The sequence below is a fragment of the Castellaniella sp. genome, assembly GCF_047971665.1.
Lineage (GTDB): Bacteria > Pseudomonadota > Gammaproteobacteria > Burkholderiales > Burkholderiaceae_B > Castellaniella.
This window is the reverse complement of sequence record NZ_JBKEAA010000030.1, coordinates 25,144-44,561: the sequence shown is the minus strand read 5'-3', so window position 1 is coordinate 44,561 and position 19,418 is coordinate 25,144. Positions and strand designations below refer to the sequence as shown.

The 19,418-nt window shown below is 62.8% G+C and carries 20 protein-coding genes and 1 tRNA gene; 17 read left to right on the top strand and 4 right to left on the bottom strand.

Annotation, left to right across the window (positions count from 1 at the left end; genetic code table 11):
- A partial coding sequence (locus ACK5JE_RS11970) for an autotransporter outer membrane beta-barrel domain-containing protein (protein WP_416801932.1) occupies positions 1–2,847 on the bottom strand: 2,847 nt, incomplete at its 3' end.
- Positions 2,848–3,348: 501 nt separating this feature from the next.
- Positions 3,349–3,747: an ACT domain-containing protein gene (locus tag ACK5JE_RS11965; protein ID WP_416801931.1), complete on the bottom strand. Its 399-nt coding sequence runs from the start codon at positions 3,745–3,747 to the stop codon at positions 3,349–3,351.
- A 105-nt stretch (positions 3,748–3,852) separates the two neighbouring features.
- On the opposite strand from ACK5JE_RS11965, the gene ACK5JE_RS11960 reads away from it, so the two are divergent.
- The 12 genes from ACK5JE_RS11960 to ptsP all read left to right on the top strand — a co-directional run bounded on the left by ACK5JE_RS11960 (position 3,853) and on the right by ptsP (position 13,811).
- The gene (locus ACK5JE_RS11960; protein WP_416801930.1) at positions 3,853–4,338 is read left to right on the top strand and encodes a DUF2946 family protein; all 486 of its coding nucleotides are present in this window, start codon (positions 3,853–3,855) and stop codon (positions 4,336–4,338) included.
- An 11-nt stretch (positions 4,339–4,349) separates the two neighbouring features.
- Positions 4,350–4,889, top strand: coding sequence for a YcnI family protein (locus ACK5JE_RS11955; protein WP_416801929.1), 540 nt, complete (start codon positions 4,350–4,352; stop codon positions 4,887–4,889).
- 140 nt (positions 4,890–5,029) lie between these two features.
- The gene (locus ACK5JE_RS11950; RefSeq protein ID WP_416801928.1) at positions 5,030–6,211 is read left to right on the top strand and encodes an acetyl-CoA C-acyltransferase family protein; all 1,182 of its coding nucleotides are present in this window, start codon (positions 5,030–5,032) and stop codon (positions 6,209–6,211) included.
- Positions 6,212–6,214: 3 nt separating this feature from the next.
- The gene (locus tag ACK5JE_RS11945) at positions 6,215–6,985 is read left to right on the top strand and encodes a spermidine synthase (RefSeq protein WP_416801927.1); all 771 of its coding nucleotides are present in this window, start codon (positions 6,215–6,217) and stop codon (positions 6,983–6,985) included.
- A 40-nt stretch (positions 6,986–7,025) separates the two neighbouring features.
- Positions 7,026–7,102 (top strand) — tRNA-Val (locus ACK5JE_RS11940).
- Positions 7,103–7,259: 157 nt separating this feature from the next.
- Positions 7,260–7,511, top strand: a complete 252-nt coding sequence (locus ACK5JE_RS11935) for a hypothetical protein (RefSeq protein ID WP_416801926.1) — start codon at positions 7,260–7,262, stop codon at positions 7,509–7,511.
- A gap of 228 nt (positions 7,512–7,739) precedes the next feature.
- Positions 7,740–9,686, top strand: coding sequence for a threonine--tRNA ligase (gene thrS / locus ACK5JE_RS11930; protein ID WP_416801925.1), 1,947 nt, complete (start codon positions 7,740–7,742; stop codon positions 9,684–9,686).
- A 35-nt stretch (positions 9,687–9,721) separates the two neighbouring features.
- Complete coding sequence (gene infC, locus ACK5JE_RS11925; protein ID WP_416801936.1) at positions 9,722–10,246, top strand: translation initiation factor IF-3; 525 nt, start codon at positions 9,722–9,724, stop codon at positions 10,244–10,246.
- Between the two features lie 132 nt (positions 10,247–10,378).
- Positions 10,379–11,350, top strand: a complete 972-nt coding sequence (gshB, locus tag ACK5JE_RS11920) for a glutathione synthase (RefSeq protein ID WP_416801924.1) — start codon at positions 10,379–10,381, stop codon at positions 11,348–11,350.
- Positions 11,347–11,760: a PTS sugar transporter subunit IIA gene (locus ACK5JE_RS11915; protein ID WP_416801923.1), complete on the top strand. Its 414-nt coding sequence runs from the start codon at positions 11,347–11,349 to the stop codon at positions 11,758–11,760. Before gshB ends, ACK5JE_RS11915 begins: the two co-directional genes overlap by 4 nt.
- 12 nt (positions 11,761–11,772) lie before the next feature.
- The gene (locus ACK5JE_RS11910; protein ID WP_416801922.1) at positions 11,773–12,042 is read left to right on the top strand and encodes an HPr family phosphocarrier protein; all 270 of its coding nucleotides are present in this window, start codon (positions 11,773–11,775) and stop codon (positions 12,040–12,042) included.
- A gap of 77 nt (positions 12,043–12,119) precedes the next feature.
- Positions 12,120–13,811 carry a phosphoenolpyruvate--protein phosphotransferase gene (gene ptsP / locus ACK5JE_RS11905; RefSeq protein ID WP_416801935.1) on the top strand — a complete coding sequence of 564 codons (1,692 nt, stop codon included), beginning with the start codon at positions 12,120–12,122 and terminating at the stop codon, positions 13,809–13,811.
- Between the two features lie 42 nt (positions 13,812–13,853).
- Here ptsP and ACK5JE_RS11900 read toward each other — a convergent pair whose 3' ends face one another.
- Both ACK5JE_RS11900 and ACK5JE_RS11895 read right to left on the bottom strand, forming a co-directional pair.
- Positions 13,854–15,083, bottom strand: coding sequence for an ammonium transporter (locus ACK5JE_RS11900; RefSeq protein WP_416801921.1), 1,230 nt, complete (start codon positions 15,081–15,083; stop codon positions 13,854–13,856).
- A 26-nt stretch (positions 15,084–15,109) separates the two neighbouring features.
- Complete coding sequence (locus ACK5JE_RS11895) at positions 15,110–15,448, bottom strand: P-II family nitrogen regulator (RefSeq protein ID WP_416801920.1); 339 nt, start codon at positions 15,446–15,448, stop codon at positions 15,110–15,112.
- Between the two features lie 489 nt (positions 15,449–15,937).
- Between ACK5JE_RS11895 and ACK5JE_RS11890 the strand changes: the two genes are divergently transcribed.
- The 5 genes from ACK5JE_RS11890 (at position 15,938) to rplT (ending at position 19,395) form a co-directional block, all read left to right on the top strand.
- A complete protein-coding gene (locus tag ACK5JE_RS11890) occupies positions 15,938–16,393 on the top strand; it encodes a hypothetical protein (RefSeq protein ID WP_416801919.1) in 456 nt (151 codons plus the stop codon).
- A gap of 166 nt (positions 16,394–16,559) precedes the next feature.
- Positions 16,560–18,077: a YifB family Mg chelatase-like AAA ATPase gene (locus ACK5JE_RS11885; protein ID WP_416801918.1), complete on the top strand. Its 1,518-nt coding sequence runs from the start codon at positions 16,560–16,562 to the stop codon at positions 18,075–18,077.
- 95 nt (positions 18,078–18,172) lie between these two features.
- Positions 18,173–18,406 carry an accessory factor UbiK family protein gene (locus tag ACK5JE_RS11880; RefSeq protein WP_416801917.1) on the top strand — a complete coding sequence of 78 codons (234 nt, stop codon included), beginning with the start codon at positions 18,173–18,175 and terminating at the stop codon, positions 18,404–18,406.
- 418 nt (positions 18,407–18,824) lie between these two features.
- Complete coding sequence (gene rpmI, locus ACK5JE_RS11875) at positions 18,825–19,022, top strand: 50S ribosomal protein L35 (protein ID WP_043682165.1); 198 nt, start codon at positions 18,825–18,827, stop codon at positions 19,020–19,022.
- A 13-nt stretch (positions 19,023–19,035) separates the two neighbouring features.
- On the top strand, positions 19,036–19,395 hold the full coding sequence (rplT, locus tag ACK5JE_RS11870; protein ID WP_043682169.1) for a 50S ribosomal protein L20: 360 nt from the start codon (positions 19,036–19,038) through the stop codon (positions 19,393–19,395).
- Positions 19,396–19,418: the final 23 nt, after the last annotated feature.

The window sequence follows — 19,418 nt, the reverse complement described above, 5'->3', positions numbered from 1 at the left end:
GTTGCCCGTGAAGTCATGCAGCACATTGGCCGTCACGTAGAACGTGTGGGTGCGCTGCTCGCCGTTGTCGTTGTTGTAGGCCAGCCGCGCGCCGAGCCGTCCGCGCAGGGTGCCGCCGCTCTGGTCGTCGATCGTGCGCACATCGTCATCGAAGTCGTTCAGGTGCACGTACTGATAGGACAGCTGCGCCTGCGGCTCGATCTGCCAGGCGCTGCGACCCAGTTGCCACGGATGGCCCACTTCCACCGACACGCCCAGCCCGTAGCCGTTCTGGCTGGCCGAACCGCTGCCACTGTCGTAGGTGTTGTGGATACCCGAGAGGTTGCCCACCAGATCCAGGTAGGCGCCATTGGCGCTGTACCAAGTGCTGTAGGCCCCCAGCGAGTACATGTCGGTGGTGCCTGTGCCCACATGCTTGCGGTCGGTGACCACGCCGTTCTCGGCGCGGTACCTGTCGTAGAAGTCGTGATCACCCCGGCTGTAGGTCACCATTACGCCGAGGTGCTGGTGATTGCGCTCCTCATCCGTGCGCACCCGCAGATCGGTGCCGAACTGGATGAAACTGTCCTTGGTGGCGTAGCCAAAGCGGTCCTCGCCCTGTTCTTTCAGGTCGGTGACATTCAGGCGGCCCCAGACCGGATGGGGATCGTTGTTCGCGGTCGCGCCTGAGGCATTCGAGTCTCCGGTCTGCTGTTCACTCACGCGCTCATGCAGCTTGCCCAGTTGTTCCAGGCCCGTCTCGCGGTCGATGCGCGACATCTGCACGTAGCCCGAGGTGCCTGGGGTGTAGATGGGGATGGGGTCCGGCTTGGGATCAGGATCAGGCGTCGGATCGGGGTCGGGATTCGGTGTTTTGGCGGCCAGGGTCCAGTAATAGCTGGAGCCATCGGCGCTATCGCGCTGCACGAGCTGCGCCTGGCCGGCATTGGTCGTCTCGGCGGCGCCGACAAAGGTGCCTGACTTGTTCAGGTCGGTACCTTGCACAGTGACCACGGGTGCGAGCCACTGGCCGTTCTTGGGCGTCTCGCTCAGCGTCACATCGCCGATGATGCCATGGGGCGCGGACACCGTGGTCTTGCCGTCGGCGGTGCCCGTGATGATCATCAGGTCATTGTGTTGATCATCCGGATCGTTCCAGTTCGAGTCCACCAGCAGGCGGGCCTCATCGCCTGTGTAGTTTCCGTCAATGGTCAATATGTCGCCGATCTTTCCATCGCTCATGCTCAGGATCGAGGCGTTTGAACGCACATCCCCTTGCAGAATGAAGGCCGATGTGCCTGCCTTGTTGAAGGCATTGACGGTTGAGCCGCTTTGCATATCCAACGCACTGAAGGTTGATTTTGTGGTTGCGCCACTGGCCTTTTCCACGAGGTTCCAGGTGGCGCCGCGGGCCATGTCGATGTTCAGGGTGGCGTCGGTTGTCTTGTCGAGCAGACCCGACATGGCGCCGTCGGACAGGTTGAATGTCATCGTGCTTGGCGCAGCGGCGGTCCCGGCGACATTCACCAGGTATCCATCCTGGGCCGCTGTCAGCAGGCTGTCGGCGCCCGTGACATTGAGGGTGTATTGGTTTTGCCCTTCGGCCACTTCGACCAGATTTGCCGTGATCGAGGTGGTGGAGGCCCGCAGGTTGTTGAAGTTCGTGATGCTCTCTGCCGTCGCCTGGCTGCTGTCTCCGGAAATCCTGATGGCGCTGTTGCCCGACAGAATGGTGGTGCTGGCCGAGGCAGCGCCTGCGTCCAGCAGCGCGCCTTGCCAGATCAGATCGATCGCGGGGCTTTTTAGGGCCTGCGTGGTGTCGATATTCATGTGGCCGCTCGAGTAGAGACTGCCGACGCCGGTGCCGATGTCTTCGGTTTTCCCGAGCCGGATGGCATTGGCTCTGATCGAAGTGCTTTTGATGGTGATGTCGCTGTTGTTCAGGCGGACTTCGGAGTTGTATAGATCATTGCCGCTTCCGGAGACGTAGATGCCGATGGCGTCATTCGAGGTCGCATCGAGATTGATGGTCAGATCGTTCTTGACCTCGACATAGCCGGCGGAGCCATTTCCTGAATCTTTGACCGCGCCCTGGATAGCCCGGATGCCGACCAGCAATGGATACCGTGTCGAAAGAAATCCTCCACTTGCCTCGGCTTGCATGTCGATGTTCAGGTTGTCGAAGATGGCTTTCGATTGCGACTGATTGAAAGTCGTGTCGTCGGATTCTCCTGAATTGACGCTCGACCCTGTCACGACGCCGTAATGCTGAAACTGCTTGCCCAAGCCCCAGTTACTGCCGTCGTCACCGGTCGGCAAGTCCCTCATGGTCAGGTTCAGCGTGCCGATGTTGATGATACCTCCGCCGTGAACGCTCACGCCCAATTTCGCCAGGTTGTCTCCCTCTGGTTTGCCGCTATTTCCATCCGTCGTTTTGATGGTGAGATTGATGGTTTTCCCGGCGGCATCAAATGTAGAGATCGAATCGGGTCTTTCCTGGCGGACGCGGATGCCGGCATAGCCTTTTATCGTTGTCGTCAGGTCGTTCGTGATGATCATGTCGCTGCCTTGGCTCTTGCTGTACACATAGAAGCCACGGCTCCACTCGGAAGAGTTCCCGATCTCCGGGTCAATGCTGGAAATCTCGCATCCATCCGGATTGGGGCCGCCGTCCTGATTGACTGTGTAGGTGCCATTCTGACTGGGCGCGCATGACCCTGCCTGCGCCCCGAATGATATCGACATCAATGCCGCTGTGAGGGTCGTGACCAGAAAGGCGTTTCCTCTGATATTTTCTGCTTTGCCGTTGACGGGATTTTCGTCGGTAGTGAAAACATGACGTGCTGTGTTCTGTTTTGATTCGGGCATAGGGTTCAGGATGATTTTCGAGTTCTTTATCCCCGTGCGTTAAAGCGGACGATGCTGTTGCGCGAGGCATGGTTCTGACATGCGAGTATTTATGTCGAGCATGATTTGAACCAATACGTTCACTGGTGTATCTGATAAATATCAATAAATATCATTAATTTTCCATTTTTAACTTTATTTTGAATTCCATGATAGGGATGGATTATTTTGTAACATTTTAAGTTTATTGCTGATGAGATAAAAATAAATCGTTCCATTTTTCTGGCTGATCTGTCCAGGGCAGGAAGGCTTCATCTCATCCGGTGCCGATCCATACACGTAAGGATCTGAATATTCAGGCGCAATTGTTTGATAGACTTCAATTGATTTGTTATTAATTATCGTGACAGCAGATATTTGTATTGATAATAACCAGAAATTATTATTTGAATGTTTTTGTTTTCTGGTTTTGTCTCAAGGCGGTTTCATTCAACAAAAAACGCTTCAGCGGTGGGGCCTGATTCAAGAGGCCCGTGCAAGCCTCTTCAGCACGGCCATTGCCCGACCGGCCTCGTCCCGGGCGACAAAGAGATGGTCGTGGTGGTACGCCGCCACCACATTGCAACTGATGCCCGATTCGCTCAAGGCGCTGGAAATCGCCGCCGTCAGCCCCACGGCGTTCAGTGACGAGTGGATCGTCAAGCTGACCCAGGCGGCGATGTAGTCGTATGCGAGGCCGAGTGCATCGGCCTTTTCTCTGGCGAGGATGAGGGTCATGCCTTCATCCTCGCGAAAGAAGCCGATGGCCTCTTCGAGGCTTGCGCCCGAGGGGTCTCCGAGCGTGCAAAAGACGTATTCGCCGTCATGGAGGACGGGTTTCATCCCGGCGATCAGCCGGCTCGGATCGGTCTCGCCGGTCATGGCGTCGTTTCTCGTGGTAAATGTTCACGGGGACAGGGCAGGCCAAGCCTATCCAATCCCCCATCATACGGCGGTCATGCCGCGCTGCGATCGAGGCATTCGACCATGGTCCGCGTCACCCGTGGCGTGATGGCCGGCAGCCTATACTTCACCGGCATGAAGCCCCCCGCATCACGACGGCCGTTCCATCCCCTGAGTCTGACCTGGACCTGGTATCTGTGTCTGGCGCTGACGCTGCGCGCGCTCGTGTCAGCCGGCACGATGCTGGATCTCAAGGCCGGACATGGCCTGATGCCGGGGCTGGTGCTGTGCCCCGAACAGACAGGCATGGCGCTGGCGGGGCATGCGCACTCCGACAAGCATCCGTCGTCCCATGCCTGCCCGCTGTGCCTGTTGGCTCAGCAGGCCGGTGGCTCGCCGTTGCCCGCCACGATGGCCTCATGGAAGCTGCCTGCGATCCAGGCCGCCGTTGTCGTGATCCGTCTCTCGGTGGCGGTGGCCGGACGGCAGGTGCCCGGCGCGCCACTGGGACCTCGGGCGCCGCCTGGTCTTTCATCTGATCGTCTCTTTTCTTCACTGCGACTCATTTGAAAGGCATCTTCATGAAATTTTCTCTTGCTGCGGGCTTGATGGCCCTGTCCGGCCTGGCGCCGCTTGCCCAGGCCCATGTCACCCTGGAAACCCCTCGAGCCCTCGCCGGCAGTGACTACAAAGCGGTGCTGCGCGTCGGCCATGGCTGCGATGGCGCTGCGACGACACGGCTGCGCGTACGCATTCCCGAAGGCGTGCTGGCGGTCAAGCCGCAGCCCAAGGCGGGCTGGACCCTGGACCTGACGCGGGGCAGCTACGGGCAGCCCCAGACCCTGCATGGCGCGTTGGTGAAAAGCGGTGTGCGCGAAATCAGCTGGAGCGGCAATCTGCCGGACGCGTACTACGAAGAGTTCGTGTTCCGCGTGTATCTGTCCAAGGCACTCGGGGCCGGGCAGACCGTGTATTTCCCGGTCGTTCAGGAATGCGGTCAGGCAGCCGAGCAATGGATCGATACGTCGGGCCATCAGGGGGCGCAGGGACCTGCGCCCGGGGTGATCATCGAGGCGCCTGAGCCCAGGGGGCACGGGGGCAGTCATGACCATCGTCATTGACTGCCGGCATTATCCTTGAAATAAGCCCTCATTCCGGCTTTTGCCCGGCGCCGCGGCATGACACCTCGGTGGTGCTGCGGCGCCGCGCGGCCTCCTTTAGAATCGATGGGTCAGAGATTTTTTTACCACTGGAGTGGATTATGCAAGACATCGTCATCGTTCAAGCCTGCCGTACCGCCGTCGGAGATTTCGGCGGGGGGCTCAAGGACGCCCCCCCCTGCGATCTGGGGGCGCTCGTGGCGCGCACTGCCCTGGATCGCGCCGGCGTGGCCGCGGACGACGTCGGTCACGTTGTCTTTGGGCATGTCATCAACACCGAGCCGCGCGACATGTATCTGTCGCGCGTGGCGACACTGAACGCGGGCATTCCACAAGCCGTGCCGGCTTTCAACGTCAACCGCCTGTGCGGCTCCGGCCTGCAGGCCATCGTCTCCGCGGCGCAGGTGCTGATGCTCGGTGATGCCGAGGTCGCCATCGGCGCTGGCGCTGAAAGCATGAGCCGCGCGCCTTACATGGCGGTCGGCCAGCGCTGGGGATCGCGCATGGGCGATTCGCGGCTGGTGGACATGATGACCGGGGCGCTGTCCTGCCCGTTCGAAAAATATCATATGGGCGTGACGGCCGAGAACGTGGCGCAGAAATACGGCATCAGCCGCGAGGACCAGGATGCGCTGGCACTGGAATCGCACCGGCGCGCGGCCCATGCCATCGAGCAGGGCTATTTCAAGTCGCAGATCGTGCCGGTGACTCAAAAGACCCGCAGGGGTGAGGTCGTGTTCGAGCGGGACGAACATGTCCGTTTCGACGCCAGTCCGGACAGCTTCAACAAGCTCAAGCCGGTTTTCGCCAAGGAAAACGGGACCGTGACGGCGGGCAATGCGTCGGGGCTGAACGATGGCGCGGCCGCCGTGCTGCTGATGACGGAGCAGGCCGCGCGCTCGCGGGGCCTGAAGCCCATGGCCCGCCTGGTGTCCTACGGTCATGCGGGCGTGGACCCGCAATACATGGGGATCGGGCCGGTGCCGGCCACGCGCGCCGCCTTGGCACGCGCCGGCATGACGCTGGATCAGATCGATGTGATCGAGGCCAATGAGGCCTTCGCCGCCCAGGCCTGCGCCGTCGCGCGCGAGCTGGATTTCGATCCGGCCAAGGTCAATCCCAACGGCAGCGGCATCAGCCTGGGGCATCCGATCGGCGCCACGGGCGCCCTGATCACGGTCAAGGCTCTGCATGAATTGCAGCGCGTTCAGGGCCGTCATGCGCTGGTGACCATGTGCATCGGCGGGGGGCAGGGCATCGCCGCCATCTTCGAACGGCTGTAATCCGTGGCGCGTGCGCGTGACCTGCGGCGGTCGGCCATCGAGGCCGACCTGCCGACGCTTTCCGAAGAGGACGGCATCCGCTACCTGCATTTCGATTCACAGTGGATCCAGGGGGCCATGCGCATCGCCCGGCCGTCGGAGCTGGTGTTGGCCTATACCCAGCAGATGATGGCCTGGCTGATGTTCGCGCCGTCTGGCGCGCGGGACCGCGTCGGCATTCTGGGGCTGGGCGCGGGTTCGTTGCTGCGCTTTACCTTGCGCCATACCCGGTCTCCGGTCGACACGGTCGAGCGCAATCCGGCGGTCACGGCCATGTGCCGGGCATTTTTCCGGTTGCCGGGCAGTGCGCGGTCTGTGGTCGAACACGCCGATGCGCGCGATTGGGTGGCCGGGCCGGACAGGGCGGGACGCTATCGGGCGCTGATGGTGGATTTGTACGACAGTCGGGCCGAGGGGCCTGTGTGCGGCGATCCGGCGTTCTATCGGGACTGTTACCGGGTCCTGGACTCGCCGGGCGTGATGAGCGTGAATCTTTTTGGCCGGCACGAGAGCTTCGAGGAAAATCTGCAAGGCATCCGCTCGGCCTTCGGTGGGCGTGTGTTGTGTCTGCCGGAAATCGATGCCGGCAACACGGTGGCGCTGGCCTTCAAGGGCGACGCGCTGAATCTGTCGCGCCAGGAACTCCTGGATCGCGCGCAGCGGCTGGAATCCCGCACCGGCCTGCCGGCGAAACGCTGGGCGCGTTCCTTGTTGGTCGGCGCTTCAGGCGTTTGACAGTATTTCAAATACTCCCTAAAATCTCGTTCTTTCCTGAAGGCGGTTAGCTCAGTTGGTTAGAGCGCTACGTTGACATCGTAGAGGTCGCTGGTTCGAATCCAGTACTGCCTACCAGAGAATTCCCCGGCGGTGCGCAACCCGATCAAGTGGTTGCGCAACCGTCGCCGGAAAGCCGCTCGATCCATGGATCCAGCGGCTTTTTCTTTGCCGGATATGATAAAACCGAGCCGTTCCCCTTAAAACCGGGCCGTTCCCATCATGGACTGGCAGCATGGCAAAGTTCCTGACCTTACTTTCGCCTTTGGCGACGCTGATGTTGGCATGGCAGCTGTTCATGATGCTCCTGTTCTTTGTGCCTCTCTGGCCTTTATGGCCGGTTCTGGTCATCGGGTTCGGGGTCATCAATTACAAGGGGATCTGCTTCGTCCTGGGCGGTGGAGCGCAAGGAAAGCTGTGGCACCAACGGGCCAATCTTTGTGAATGGGGGTTGGCGGCATTCCTGTGGTGGCTGCTTTTCCTGTGAGGCGGACCCTGATGTCCTGATGGTGCGCCGATCCGCAATTTTTGCTGTTATGCAACAAATATTGTCGTCCAAGGGCCTCCGGTCGTCTGGAATCGGGTGTGTGCTCTGCGTCAAATTGATTGTTGCCTGCCCGGTTGCTAAACTTGAGCGGATATCCTCCTGCACGGCAAATTCAGACTTTTACCTACGCGGCGCAGGCCGCGTTTCGCATTTTCAGGACACGCTTAAATGGTTTGCATCACCCTTCCCGACGGTTCGCAGCGCGAATTCGACCAGCCAGTTTCCGTGCAAGAGGTCGCGCGCTCCATCGGGACCGGGCTGGGCAAGGCCGCGCTGGCCGGCAGACTGACCGTGGATGGCCAGCCTGCTCGGCTGGTCGATACCAGTCACGTGATCGATCGCGATGCGGACCTGAGCATCATCACCGACAAGGATGCCGAGGGCCTGGATCTGATCCGCCATTCCACGGCGCACCTGCTGGCCTACGCGGTCAAGACCCTGTTCCCCGACGCGCAGGTGACCATCGGCCCGGTGATCGATAACGGTTTTTACTACGATTTCTCGTACAAGCGTCCCTTTACGCCGGAGGATCTGGAGGCCATCGAGAAAAAGATGGCCGAACTGGCCCGCCTCGACGAGGTCGTGACGCGCGAGGAATGGGACCGCGATGAGGCCGTGAAATTCTTTCGCGGGATCGGCGAGGCCTACAAGGCCGAGATCATCGCCTCGATTCCCACCAACGAAAAGATCAGCCTGTACCGCGAGGGTGATTTCATCGACCTGTGCCGCGGCCCGCACGTGCCTTCCACGGGCCGTCTCAAGGTCTTCAAGCTGATGAAGGTGGCGGGCGCCTACTGGCGCGGCGACAGCAACAATGAAATGCTGCAACGCATTTATGGCACCGCCTGGGCCCGCAAGGAAGACCAGAGCGCCTACCTGCACATGCTCGAACAGGCCGAACTGCGCGATCACCGCCGCATCGGCCGTGAGCTGGACCTGTTCCATTTCCAGGACGAGGCCCCGGGCCTGATTTTCTGGCACCCCAAAGGCTGGACGGTCTGGCAGCAGGTCGAGCAGTACATGCGTCAGGTGTACCAGGACAACGGCTACCAGGAAGTCAAGGCGCCGCAGATCCTCGATCTGTCTCTGTGGAAAAAAACCGGCCACTGGGACAACTACCAGGAAAACATGTTCACGACGGAGTCCGAAAACCGCGTGTACGGCCTCAAGCCCATGAACTGCCCGGGCCATGTGCAGATCTTCAATGCCGGCCTGCATTCCTACCGCGAGTTGCCGCTGCGCTATGGCGAGTTCGGTCAATGCCACCGCAATGAGCCTTCCGGTTCGCTGCACGGGATGATGCGGGTGCGCGGCTTTACGCAGGACGATGGGCACATCTTCTGCACCGAGGATCAGCTCCAGGCCGAGTGTGCGGTCTTTACCCGCTTGCTGCAAAAGGTCTACGCCGATTTCGGCTTCACCGAAATCCTGTACAAGGTCGCCACGCGTCCCGAAAAGCGCATCGGCTCGGACGAGGTCTGGGACAAGGCCGAACAGGCCCTCAAGGACAGCCTGGACCTGTCCCACTGCGACTACGAGGTCTCCGAGGGCGAGGGGGCCTTCTACGGCCCGAAGATCGAATACACCCTCAAGGATGCGATCGGTCGCCACTGGCAATGCGGTACCATACAGGTGGATTTTTCCATGCCGCAGCGTCTGGGGGCGGAATATGTCGACGCCCAGGACCAGCGCCGCACGCCCGTGATGCTGCATCGGGCCATTCTGGGCTCTCTGGAGCGGTTCATCGGCATGCTGATCGAAAACCACGCCGGGGCGTTGCCGGCCTGGCTGGCGCCCCAGCATGCCGTGGTCTGCTGCATCTCCGACAGTTCCGCCGCCTATGCCGGGCAGCTGGCCCGGGACCTGAAGGCGCAGGGCCTGCGGATTTCCGCCGACGTGCGGGGTGAAAAGATCACCCGTAAAATCCGCGAACATAGCCTGCAGAAAATCCCTTATATTCTGGTCGTTGGTGACAAAGAACGCGAGTCCGGCGCCGTTTCCGTGCGCGGACGTGGCAACCTGGATCTCGGTTCGATGCCGGTGGCGGATTTCACTGCCCGGCTGAAACACGAAATCTCGACCCGACAGCAGGAGGCCGAGCCGGTTCCTGCCTGATTCGATCTTTTTGATTAACCACTGGAGTTTTAGACATCGCAACCGAAAAGAAACACCGCGTCAACGGTGAAATCCGCATTCATGAAGTCCGTCTGATCGGCGTCGACGGCGAGCAACTGGGGATCGTCCGCACGGCGGAGGCCCAGGCCATGGCCGAACAGAACGACGTCGATCTGGTCGAAATCGCTCCCACGGCCAGCCCGCCGGTCTGTCGTTTGATGGATTACGGCAAGTTCAAGTACCAGGAACAGAAACGCCAGCAAGAAGCCCGTGCCCGCCAGAAGATCATCCAGGTCAAGGAAGTCAAGTTCCGCCCGGGCACTGACGAAGGCGACTACCAGGTCAAACTGCGCAATCTGCGCCGTTTCATCGAGGATGGCGACAAGGCCAAGGTCACACTGCGTTTCCGCGGCCGCGAAATGGCCCACCAGGAACTCGGCATGCGCGTACTCGAACGGGTGCGCGACGATCTGGGCGAAACGGTGCTGGTCGAAGCCATGCCCAAGCTCGAAGGCCGTCAGATGGTGATGGTTCTCGCTCCCCGCAAGAAAGCGGGATGAGATCGGGCATGAAATGGTCCACAGGGACCATTTCATGCCGATCTCATCCGGGCCGCTTGCAAGCGGCGAGGTGGCCCGTTGCCCCGGTTGGAGAAGTCCCGGCAGGACATCAGCAGTATTACAGAGGCATTTATGCATTTTCTGTTCGTCATCGATCCACTGCCTTCTCTGAAGGCCTGGAAGGATTCCTCCGTTGCCATCATGCGCAGCCTGACGGCCCGTGGCCATGCATTCAGCTTCGCCACGATGGGCGATCTGTATGTCCTGGAAGGCCAGGTGCGGGTCTCGGCCACCACGATGCGCCTGCGCCCGGATGCCGACTGGCACGGCCACGACTGGTGGCAGCAGGACGTCGCGCCGCGTGAATGCGCCTTGGCCGATTTCGATGCCGTGCTGATGCGCAAGGACCCGCCTTTCGACATGGAGTACGTCTACGCGACGCACCTGTTCGATTATGCGGTGTCTCAGGGCGCGCGCGTGTTCAATGCCGGGGCCGCCATCCGCAACCATCCGGAAAAACTGGCCATCACCGAGTTCGCGCAATACACGGCGCCCACGCTGGTCAGCCGGGACATGGCGCGGCTGCGGGAATTTCACGCGCGCCATGGTGATGTCATCGTCAAACCGCTGGATGGCATGGGTGGCAGCGGCATTTTCCGCATGCGGCCCGATGAGCCGAACCTGGGCTCGATTCTGGAAGCGCTGACCGGCATGGGCGAACGCACCATCATGGCGCAGCGCTATATTCCCGAGATCCGCGAAGGCGACAAACGCATCCTGATCATCGGCGGCGAACCTGTGCCGTTCGCGCTGGCGCGCATTCCGCTCCAGGGCGAGACCCGCGGCAACCTGGCCGCCGGCGGTCGAGGCCAGGCGCAACCGCTTTCAGACCGTGATGCCGAGCTGGCGCAGGCGGTCGGGCGGCGGCTGGCGGGGCGCGGCCTGCTGTTGATCGGCCTGGACGTGATCGGTGACTACATCACCGAAATCAACGTCACCAGTCCGACCTGTTTCGTGGAAATCACCGAGCAGACCGGCTTCGATGTGGCCGGCCGCTTTGTCGAGGCGCTGGTCCAGGCCGTGGAGGGCGGGACCTCATCATGAGCACCCGTATCGCGCTGGTCATGCATGATCCGCTGGGCTCGGCCTTCCAGGCCTGTGCCCGACACGTATTGGGCCGGGAGCCGGACCTTGCCGTGTTCGATATCGCGCCCGATGCCGATCCGCCCGTCCAGACGGGACGGATCCTGGACTGGGTGCATACGCGCGGATCCGACGAGCCGATTCTCGTCCTGTGCGACCTGTACGGAGCGACGCCGTTCAATATCGCCGTCGAGGCGCAGCGTCAGGCGCAGGAAGATGGTCATATCGTGCATCTGCTGACCGGGACCAATGCCTGCATGGTGTTGAAGGCCTTGACAGATCAGCAGGAAAACCCCGAATCTCTCAGTGAACGCGTGCGTCAGGGGGCGCTGCGCGGTATCGTGAATACGGAACCCCCATGTGACTGCTAGGAGCCCGTGCCCATGCCTTCCATCGATCTGATGATTTCGAACAAGCTGGGATTGCATGCGCGCGCGGCGGCCAAGCTGACTCAACTGGCGGGTCGTTATCGCAGCGACATTTTCATCTCCCGGGGCGCGCAGCGCGTCAACGCCAAGAGCATCATGGGTGTGATGATGCTGGCCGCCGGTCTGGGGGTGACCGTCAAGATCGACGCCCGGGGAGAGGACGAGGCCCAGGCCCTGGCCGACATCCGCGCCTTGTTCGAGGGCCGTTTCGGCGAAGCCGAATAGGGATCCCGCCTCGCATGACGTCACCGGAACCTGTTTCATCCGCGATCGCTTCCACCTTGTGCCTGTACGGTCAGGGCGTGGTGCGCGGCTACGCCATTGGTCGGGCCGTGGTCATGAGCGCGGCCTCGCTCGAGGTCGCTCACTACCGGATCGCCGACGAGAATATCGAATCCGAGCAGCGCCGCTTCATCGGGGCGGTGGACGAAACTGTGCACGATCTGGACCAGATGGCCGAGGATCTGCCGCCCGATGCGCCGCGTGAACTGGGTGTGCTGCTGTCGGTGCATGCCATGCTGCTGCAAGACCCCATGCTGGTGCAGGCCGTCTGCCAGTTGATCGCGGAGCGCCAGTACAACGCGGAATGGGCGCTGACGACCCAGGGCCAGATCCTGGTCGAACAGTTCTCCCTGATGGAGGACGAATATCTGCGTGAACGTGGCGGGGACGTACGCCAGGTGATCGAGCGCGTCCTGCGGGTGCTGTCCGGCTCCAGGCACTGGCTGCCGAACCTCGATGCCGTCGGGGACGACAAAAGCCTGATCGTTGTGGCGCGCGATATCTCGCCGGCGGACATGATGCGCCTGCGCGGTGGACGCTTTGGCGCTTTTCTGACCGACCTGGGCGGAGCCACCTCGCATACCGCCATCGTGGCGCGCAGCATGAATGTGCCGGCCGTGGTCGGCATGGGGCAGGTGAGGGCGCTGGTCAGGGACGGCGACCGGCTGATCGTCGATGGCCTGAACGGGCTGGTGCTGGTCAACCCTTCGGATGCCGTGCTGGCCGAATACCAGGAGCGACAGGCGGCTTTTCTGCGCGAGCGCGACGAGCTCAAGGCGCTGCGTTTCGCGCCAGCCGTGACGCTCGACGGCATTCAGATCCGCATGGAGGCCAATATCGAGTTGCCTGAAGAGGCCGCCGATGCGCTGGCCGCGGGCGCCGAGGGCATCGGACTGTTTCGCAGCGAATTCCTGTTCATGGGACGCGCCGATCTGCCGACCGAAGAAGATCAGTACGAGGCCTATGCCGCCGTCGTGCGTGCCATGGCGGGCAGGCCGGTGACCATCCGCACCCTGGATCTGGGGGCCGACAAGACGCTCGATGGCGAGGTGACGGTGGCCACGAATCCGGCCCTGGGGCTGCGCGCCATTCGCTACTGCCTGGCCAATCCGGAGATGTTCAACACTCAGTTGCGCGCTTTGCTGCGGGCCGCCGCGCACGGGCCGATCCGGGTGCTGTTCCCCATGGTGTCGCACATGCATGAGATCCATGCGGCCCGCCGCGCGCTCGCGCGGGCGGCCGAGGAACTGCGCGCCGAGGGCCTGGCGCACAATGCTGAAGTGCAAGTGGGCGCCATGGTCGAGATCCCCGCGATCGCCATCGCCATCGAACCTTTTGCCGAGGCGCTGGATTTCTTGTCCATCGGCACCAACGACCTGATCCAGTACGTGCTGGCGATCGACCGGGGCGACACCGATGTGGCCTCGCTCTATGACCCGATGCATCCGGCCGTGCTGCGTCTGATCGCGCGTACCATCAATGCCGGCGAGCGGGTCGGCAAGCCCGTCTCCATTTGCGGCGAGATGGCCGGCGATGTGCGCGTCACCCGCATGCTGCTGGGGCTGGGCCTGACCGGGTTCTCCATGCACCCGCAGCAGTTGCTGGATGTCAAAAAAGAAATCCGCAAGGCGCATTCCAACGCCTTGCGGGTCAAGGTGGCCTCGGCGCTGAATCGGGCCGAGCGTATCGACCTGTCGACTCTGAGCGCCTAGGCTGCCGGGCCGCCCCGAAGGGCCGCCCGACGAGCGCGGGACTCAGTCCGGATAGGCGGTCTCGCCGTGTTCCGTGGCGTCCAGGCCCTGACGTTCGTCGTCGGGTGTGGCGCGCAGCCCCATCAGACGATTGACCAGCAGGGCGCAGATGGCCGCGCTGACTGCCGCCCAGGCCAGGCTGACCAGCACCGCCTCGGCCTGCAACCAGACCTGATACAGGAGCGCGTCCAGCCCTTCCGGCCCCGGGCCGCCGAGATCGGCGGAATAGAAGACGCCCGTCAGGAGGGCGCCGACGATACCGCCCACGGCATGGATGCCGAAGACATCGAACGCATCGTCGATTCCTAGCGCGCGCTTCAGGCCGCCGACGCCCCAGAGCGCTGCCCACGAAGCCAGCGTGCCGATGACGAGCGCCGCGCCCGGCGCCACCAGGCCCGCAGCCGGGGTGATCCCCACCAGTCCGGCAATGGCGCCGGAGGCGGCGCCCAGCAGCGAGGCGCGTCCCTTCAGGACCCGTTCCGCCAGTGCCCAGGCCAGCACGCCGCAGGCGGCGGCCAGCAAGGTATTGGCAATGGCCAGAACGGCCTGTTCACTGGCCGCCAGCGCCGATCCGCCGTTGAATCCGAACCAGCCGACCCAGAGCAGCGCTGCACCGGTCAGGTTCAGGGGCAGGCTGTGGGGCAGCATGGCCTCGCGACCGTAGCCCAGCCGGGGGCCGACCCAGTAAGCGCCCACCAGGCCGGCCGCGCCCGCGCTGATGTGCACGACAGTGCCGCCGGCAAAGTCCAGGGCGCCGCGCAGGTGCAGCCAGCCATCGCTGCCCCAGACCATGTGCGCGATCGGCAGGTAGCCCAGGGTGAACCACAGCCCGCTGTAGGCCAGCGCGGCGCCGAAGCGGGTGCGCTCGGCCATGCTGCCGGTGATCAGCCCGCAGGTGATGGCGGCGAACGTCGCCTGGAACAAGGCAAACAGCAGTTCCGGAATCGTGCCTAGCAGCGGCAGTGTGGTGGTTTCTCCTGCCTGGTACAGACCGGACAACCCCAGGCGCGTCAGGCCGCCCAGGACACCGAATCCCTCGGTAAATACCAGGGAATAACCGTAGGCGAACCACAGCGCCGTGGCCAGCGAGCAAGCGGCCAGCGTCTGTGTCATGACCGACAGCGCGTGGCGCTTGCGCGCCAGTCCGCCATAAAACAGTGCCAGACCCGGCACGCACATCAGCCAGACCAGCAGGGTCGATGTCATGATCCAGACCAGATCGCTTTTGTCCATGATGGAAACTCCTTTTCGTGAGAGGGTCAGAGGGCGGCTTCACCGGTTTCACCGGTGCGGATGCGCACGGCATGTTCGAGCGGGGTGACAAAGACCTTGCCGTCGCCGATCTTGCCGGTGTGCGCGGCCTGGCACAGGCACTCGACAACCATTTCGACCCGGTCATCGGGCACGGCGATCTGGACCTGCAGCTTGGGCAGGAAATCAACCTGGTATTCGGCTCCCCGGTAGAGTTCGGTATGGCCTTTTTGCCGGCCGAATCCCTTGGCTTCTGTGACGGTCATGCCCTGGATGCCTGCGCCTTCCAGGGCGGCATGGACCTCCTCCAGCTTGAATGGCTTGATGAGTGCGGTGACGAGTTTCATGCGTGCTCCTTTGCGGTGTGCGTTCACCCAGGACTCAAGCAAGAGGTGTGCCAACTTTGTCCATGCGGGCGGATCCCTCTGGACACAGGACAAGGATCGGTCGCATTTCACGATGCGTCTGGCTGGCGCGCACCGGACAGGTGCGTGTCTGCGCTTGAATGGTGCGCTCAGAGGAGCAGAGCGGGATGGGCAAGAACCGCAGCGCCTGTCGATGCGATGGACGGACCAGCCGGTGTCTGTCGTCTGTCGGCTTTGTGTCCAGTTGTTGGCAGGGAGGCGGGTGCGCATGCCCCGGCCTGGCTGGCTTTCTCCGGCGTGACAGGAGCTTGAAAAGACATCCCATGCTCTAATGATTAGATACTTATCATTACGATTAAGGGTTTACCCGAATTGAAGGCCCATTAGAATCGTAACCGAGCCAGTTGTAACGGACTCGGCCATCCGAGATGATCCGCATGCCACAAAGCGGAATTTTCTATAAGGAAGATCATGAACACGACGCGTAAAACGCTGACGCTGCTCGCCATGGCGGCATCGTTGAGCCTGCTGACGGCCTGCTCGAAAAGTAATGACGACCCCGCGCCCGCTGCAGCGGCGCCCCAGGAAAGCCAAAGCGCTCCGGCCGAACAGCAGTCCATGCAGGACAAGCTCGAGGAGTCTCTCTCCGACGCCAAGGACAAGGCCTCCGGAATGGGACAAGCCATGTCCGACAAGGCTGGCGAGATGGGGCAGGCGATGTCCGACAAGGCGGAAGAGATGGGACAGGCCATGTCCGACAAGGCCGGTGAGCTGGCCGATAAAGCGGGCGAGGTCGCCAACGATGCCCGGGAATCCGTGGAAGCCGGCGCGGCCAAGGCCGATGCCACCATCCAGGGCGCCATCGGCAGTTCGGATGGTGCGTCGAATTCGGACAGTGGGACGAATCCGGCTGGCGGTACGAAATAAACCGGCGTTCCTGGCTGGCCGTTCTGTCTCTCTGAACGGCCGGCCGAAGCGACGCGGCGCCCGGCCTCGTCCCGGCCGTTTGCGTGATGAGACAAATTCGTCCCGTGTGCCACCCGTGATCGGGATGCCCCCTCTATAGTGGAGAGGCATGATGCGGGAGAAGCCGATGTCGCTTGCTGTGCTATCCAGCCGGGCCCTGTTCGGGCTGCAGGTCCGGCCCGTGCAGGTCGAGGTCCATGTGGGCCCCGGCCTGCCGTCTTTTTCCATTGTCGGTCTGCCAGGCACGGGCGTACGCGAGAGCCGCGAGCGGGTCCGTTCAGCGCTGCTCAGCAGCGGTTTCGAATTCCCGGCCGGCCGCATCACCGCCAATCTGGCGCCCGCCGATCTGCCCAAGGACTCTGGTCGTTTCGATCTGCCGATTGCGCTCGGGGTTCTCCTGGCGTCGGGGCAGGTGGCCGATGCCAGGGGCCGGACGCTGGATGTGCGGCATTATGTGCTGGCGGGCGAACTCTCGCTGACCGGCAGTGTAGTGCCGGCGGATGCTGCGCTGGCGATTGCGCTTTCGGTTGCCCGTCATGATCCGCAGGCAGTCCTGATCATGGCGCCCGCCGCCGCGCAGGTGGCCGCGCGGGTGCCCGGTCTGCGGGTGCTGGCGGCGGCCGGCCTGGACGAGGTCGTGGCGCATTTCGCCGGCCGGGCCGACCTGCCGGTCGCCGCGCCGGCGCAGGAAGAGGCGGCCGACGAAACCGCCATGCCTTGCCTGTCCGACGTCCGAGGGCAGATGGCCGCCCGGCGCGCCCTGGAGCTGGCAGCGGCCGGCGGCCATGGGCTGCTGCTCAGTGGCTGTCCCGGCGTGGGCAAGAGCATGCTGGCGCAGCGCCTGCCGGGTCTGCTGCCGCAGTTGAGCCCCGCTCAGGCTCTCGAGGTTGCCGCGGTACACGGGCTGGCCAGATCCCTGATCAGCCTGTCCCGGGTGCCGCCTTTCCGTGCGCCGCATCATGGGGTGTCCATGCCTGCCTTGGTGGGCGGAGGCGTACGCCCTCGGCCCGGGGAAATCAGCCTGGCGCATCACGGCGTACTGTTTCTGGATGAATTGCCCGAGTTCGGTCGTCAGGCGCTGGAATCGCTGCGCGAGCCGCTGGAAACTGGCCAGATCACGGTTGCCCGGGTCGCCGGGAGCTGCACCTTCCCGGCGCGCTTTCAGCTCATCGCAGCCATGAATCCCTGCCCATGCGGCTGGCACGGCCATCCCCATCCGCGGCGGGCATGCCGCTGCTCCGAGGAAGTCATGGACCGTTATCGGGCGCGGATTTCGAGGCCGTTGCTGGACCGGATCGACTTGCATGTCAATCTGAGCGTGGAGGCGGCCTGGCTGGATGCGCCGCCGGGCGAGGCCTCGGCGCTGGTGCGGTCGCGGGTCCTGGCCGCCCGCGACCGGCAATCGGCCCGCCAGGGCTGCCTGAACGCTGAATTGGAGGGCGAGGCCCTGGATCTCCATGGCCGGGTCGATGCCGAAGGCAGGGCCTTGCTGGCGCGCGCGGCGGCGGCCTGGGGCTGGTCGGCGCGCGCCACGCGCCGGGCTCAGCGCGTGGCGCGGACCCTGGCCGATCTGGCCGGCAGCGACCCGGTCGAGGCCGGCCATGTCGCCCAGGCAGTCCAGTACCGGGCCGAGCGTGCTGGATGAGGCGTGCCGCATGCGCCATGCCGGAGGCTTGCGCGCTCCGCCGGGCGGGGCGGTTAAAATGATTTTTTCACCTTTTCCGATTCCAGGAGGCCGCGATGATCGCCCCCAATCAATGGTTCGATGACTTCCAGAAGAACATGTCCGAACTGCTGGCCAAGACGCCGGCTGCCGACATCGAACGCAACATGAAGGCGTTCATGGCCCAGACGTTTGCCCGCATGGATCTGGTCACTCGAGAAGAATTCGACATCCAGGCCGACCTGCTGGCCCGTGCGCTGGAGCGTGTCGAATCCCTCGAGGCCCGCGTCCAGGCCCTGGAGCAGGAATGATCGCGCGCGCAGGCGGCTCTCTCGTGGCCTGGCCTGTCGCGGGAGAAACCGGCCGCTTTGCCGGCCGCCCCATGCCCGCCGGACGGGCAGGCCAGGGATGGCTTGCCTGGGCATTGGACAAATCCAGCCAAATCACCCTATAATCAAGGGCTTTTTCCAATTTCTTTCGGGTTTTTCTGATCTGTGTGTCCGGTCCCGGACGGATGGGTCTTGATCCGGCCGGGTCCTGGATGAGTCGTCTTGGCGTTGTGTCGTCTGGCGGTTCTGGATGGCCGGATGCCCCGGAGAGGTTGTGGAAATCAAGCAGGATTCGCGCATGCAGGTTGCGCATGCCGGGTCCGAATGTTCGCGAATGCCAGGTCTGACAAGTGCCCGAATCCCGGGTCACCTGGGTTTGCCAAGCCAACAGAGTATCGTCATGCCCAAAATGAAGAGCAAAAAAGGCGCTTCCAAGCGCTTCAAGGTGCGCGGCAGTGGTTCCATCAAGCGCGGCCAGGCTTTCAAGCGTCATATCCTGACCAAGAAAACCACAAAGAACAAACGCCAGCTGCGTGGTTCGGCTGCTGTCCATGAAACGAACGTCGCCTCCGTGAAGGCGATGCTGCCTTTCGCCTGATCGGAGATTTCACATGCCTCGCGTCAAACGCGGCGTCACTGCTCGTGCACGCCATAAAAAAGTCATCAAGGCCGCCAAAGGCTACCGCGGCCGCCGCGGCAACGTATTCCGGATCGCCAAGCAGGCGGTCATGCGTGCCGGCCAGTACGCCTATCGCGATCGTCGCAATAAAAAGCGCACTTTCCGCGCCCTGTGGATCACCCGCATCAATGCGGGCTGCCGTGAACTCGGCGTGACCTACAGCGTCTTCATCGCCGGTCTGAAAAAGGCCTCGATCGAGCTTGATCGCAAGGTCCTCGCCGACATGGCCGTGCACGACAAGGCGGGCTTCGCCGCTGTCGTGGCCCAGGCGAAATCCGCGCTGGCCGCCTGATCGACACAGTTTCGTTTTCGATT

Coding starts and splice junctions, on each gene's coding strand:
- ACK5JE_RS11915 (WP_416801923.1), top strand. CDS start 11,347: ATGAGCACCCGTATCGCGCTGGTCATGCATGATCCGCTGGGCTCGGCC.
- ACK5JE_RS11965 (WP_416801931.1), bottom strand. CDS start 3,747: ATGACCGGCGAGACCGATCCGAGCCGGCTGATCGCCGGGATGAAACCC.
- rplT (WP_043682169.1), top strand. CDS start 19,036: ATGCCTCGCGTCAAACGCGGCGTCACTGCTCGTGCACGCCATAAAAAA.
- ACK5JE_RS11885 (WP_416801918.1), top strand. CDS start 16,560: ATGTCGCTTGCTGTGCTATCCAGCCGGGCCCTGTTCGGGCTGCAGGTC.
- ACK5JE_RS11900 (WP_416801921.1), bottom strand. CDS start 15,083: ATGGACAAAAGCGATCTGGTCTGGATCATGACATCGACCCTGCTGGTC.
- ACK5JE_RS11910 (WP_416801922.1), top strand. CDS start 11,773: ATGCCTTCCATCGATCTGATGATTTCGAACAAGCTGGGATTGCATGCG.
- ACK5JE_RS11895 (WP_416801920.1), bottom strand. CDS start 15,448: ATGAAACTCGTCACCGCACTCATCAAGCCATTCAAGCTGGAGGAGGTC.
- ACK5JE_RS11950 (WP_416801928.1), top strand. CDS start 5,030: ATGCAAGACATCGTCATCGTTCAAGCCTGCCGTACCGCCGTCGGAGAT.
- gshB (WP_416801924.1), top strand. CDS start 10,379: ATGCATTTTCTGTTCGTCATCGATCCACTGCCTTCTCTGAAGGCCTGG.
- ACK5JE_RS11890 (WP_416801919.1), top strand. CDS start 15,938: ATGAACACGACGCGTAAAACGCTGACGCTGCTCGCCATGGCGGCATCG.
- ACK5JE_RS11935 (WP_416801926.1), top strand. CDS start 7,260: ATGGCAAAGTTCCTGACCTTACTTTCGCCTTTGGCGACGCTGATGTTG.
- ACK5JE_RS11880 (WP_416801917.1), top strand. CDS start 18,173: ATGATCGCCCCCAATCAATGGTTCGATGACTTCCAGAAGAACATGTCC.
- ACK5JE_RS11960 (WP_416801930.1), top strand. CDS start 3,853: ATGGTCCGCGTCACCCGTGGCGTGATGGCCGGCAGCCTATACTTCACC.
- ACK5JE_RS11955 (WP_416801929.1), top strand. CDS start 4,350: ATGAAATTTTCTCTTGCTGCGGGCTTGATGGCCCTGTCCGGCCTGGCG.
- thrS (WP_416801925.1), top strand. CDS start 7,740: ATGGTTTGCATCACCCTTCCCGACGGTTCGCAGCGCGAATTCGACCAG.
- rpmI (WP_043682165.1), top strand. CDS start 18,825: ATGCCCAAAATGAAGAGCAAAAAAGGCGCTTCCAAGCGCTTCAAGGTG.